Here is a 2517-nt window from a genome sequence, read left to right on the forward strand (position 1 = left end):
AATGAAGCAGTTTTCCTAAAAACCGCACAAAGTGCTAATACTAGCAGTGTAGAAGTGCTACTGATTCAGAGCTTTAAAATGGAATTTAATAGGGAATCTTTGAATGATACTCTGCTCAATCTTGGGGCAAGCGCAGAGGATTCTGCAAAAATTCTTGATAGCAGAAAGTTAAAAGATATGCTAGACGAGAATTTCTTGGAATCACTAGATGAGGAGTCGCGTGAAAATTGGCTCAAAAGCGAAGTTTTGTTGAAAAATATGCTAGAGAGTGTCTAATAAGCTACAGCTCTTGTGGCTTGAATCCATATTTTGTAATCTACATATAAAATCCAAGCTTACTTTGTTATGGTATTCTCTTGCAAGGAATAGGGATTCTAACCTAGAATCCCACAGATTTTTTATTTCGCAACAATGCTAAAGATTCTGCCACCACGATTAATTAACATTCGTTTGGTTTGCCCTTTATAACGATTCATAGCCTCGTGGAAGCTTTTGATGTCTTGAATGATAAAGCTTTCAATTTGTATAATAATATCCCCATTGCTAAATCCTAATTCCTCTGCTCTGCTGTTTGCTTGAACATTTGTAATCAATATGCCTTGAACATTGTTTGGGATTCCATATTTGGATTTTGTTTCCGTGCTTAAGGCACTGATTTCAAGCCCAGCAATCCCACTATTTTCTTTTACATTGCTTACTTGTGCTTCGTTGGGTGCTTTGGCGAGTGAGAGACTAAGAGTTTGTTCCTTTTTGTCTCTAAGGATTGTGAGTGTTACCTTTTCTTTTGGATTGAAAGTTCCAATGATGTTTTTTAAATCCGCTGCACCCTTGATTTCCTTGTGATTGACTTTGGTAATCAAATCCCAAACCTTTAAGCCGCTTTTGTCTGCGGGTGAATCTTTTTCAATCGCAATGACAACTGCACCCTTTTGATTTTTATAAACCTCTTGTAAGTCTCCACTGACATCTTGAATGCTCACACCCAAATATCCGCGCTCAATCACTCCATCTTCAATTAAGGCTTTGGAGATTTTTTTTACCATTTCAGAGGGAATCGCAAATCCGATTCCGTGATTTCCACCTGTGCGAGAAAGAATTGCGGTATTGATTCCAATCAAGCCCCCGCGACTATCTACAAGTGCGCCACCGCTATTACCCGGATTAATAGAGGCGTCTGTTTGGATAAAATTTTCATAATCATTGATTCCGATTCCATTTTTGTTGAGTGCAGAAATAATACCCTGCGTAATACTTTCGCCCACACCAAAAGGATTTCCAATCGCAAAGACAACATCGCCTACTTGTAAATCATTGCTAGAAGCAAATTTTAAAAATGGTAGATTTTTTGCATTGATTTTGATAATAGCCAAATCACTTTTGGAATCTTTACCAATCACTTTGGCTTCGTATTCTTTGTTGCTTTCGGGCAAAGAAACAAGGATTTTATCTGCCCCGTCAATCACATGGTTGTTTGTTACAATATAGCCATCATTGGAGATGATTACTCCGCTCCCTAAGCTTCGTTCTACGCGGTCTTTTGGAATCATCGCACCAAAGGCATCTCCGAAAAATTGCTTGAAAAATGGGTCATTTAGCAAGGGGTGTCCTTGAATATTGGGTGCTTTGACTTTCTTTTGTGTGGAAATATTTACCACTGCATTTTTGGCTTCCTTAATGGAATCGTAATAAGAATAGATTTTTGTTTGTGAAATATCCGGAGTTACTCTCTCGTGGATATTTGGTAATTCTGCAACTTCAAAGGCAAAAACATTGCCTGCAAGTAATGTGCTTAAAAGTAAAGTTTTAGCATTCATTTTGTATCTCCTTTTTTATTTGGATTCTAGTCTTTAATCTTTTTATTTTAATGAGCAAAAGTTTTATTTTTTCAATACTCATTAAAAATTTATGTTGAAATTATGGCAAAAAAATGTAAATCAATAAATAATAAAGAAAATATCTAATGAAAAATTAAAGTTTGCGTCTCGTATAATCCCTAACTTCTTGGTCTAAGGCAATCATTTCTTCTTTGCTTTTAAAATGGATTTTATTAAAGGTTTGCATAGAATCTTGCACAATTTGTGTCATTGTGCCAAAAGAAATAGAATCTTGCAAAAAGGCTTCTACGGCGATTTCATTGGCGGCATTTAGCACTAAACCAAGCTTAGGATTCTCCAATAATACAGATTTGAGATTCCATAGGGGATAGCGCGCACTTTCAATCTTTTGGAGTTGATAATTTTTGTTTTGAAAGTCTAGTTGCGAAATAATAGAATCTGGAATTGCTTTGTTGGTGTGGAATGAATGTAAAAAAGATTCAGGTAACCCAAGTCCAAGCTGTATTGCATACGCAATAGGTAATTGCATATTTGCATTGGCAAAATGTGCCACAACGCTGCCGTCCCAAAACTCTACAAGAGCGTGAATGTGGGAGTTACGCTCTATAAAGGCATCAATGTTTTTGTTTCCAAAGAGCCAATAGGCTTCTAGAATTTCAAAAAGTTTATTAACCATCGTTGC

At 36.5% G+C, this 2517-nt stretch carries 1 protein-coding gene and 2 pseudogenes; 1 reads left to right on the forward strand and 2 read right to left on the reverse strand.

The window, feature by feature from the left end:
• Positions 1-276 (forward strand): annotated as a pseudogene (locus Q1553_RS08260) (hypothetical protein); the annotation flags it as partial.
• Positions 277-398: 122 nt separating this feature from the next.
• Here Q1553_RS08260 and Q1553_RS08265 read toward each other — a convergent pair.
• Together Q1553_RS08265 and Q1553_RS08270 are read right to left on the reverse strand one after the other, a co-directional pair.
• Entirely contained in the window at positions 399-1814 is a 1416-nt protein-coding gene (locus tag Q1553_RS08265; protein WP_115551509.1) for a Do family serine endopeptidase, read from the reverse strand.
• A 154-nt stretch (positions 1815-1968) separates the two neighbouring features.
• Positions 1969-2517 (reverse strand): annotated as a pseudogene (locus tag Q1553_RS08270) (1-deoxy-D-xylulose-5-phosphate reductoisomerase); the annotation flags it as partial.

It is taken from the genome of Helicobacter sp. UBA3407 (genome assembly GCF_949747025.1).
GTDB lineage: Bacteria > Campylobacterota > Campylobacteria > Campylobacterales > Helicobacteraceae > Helicobacter_D > Helicobacter_D ganmani.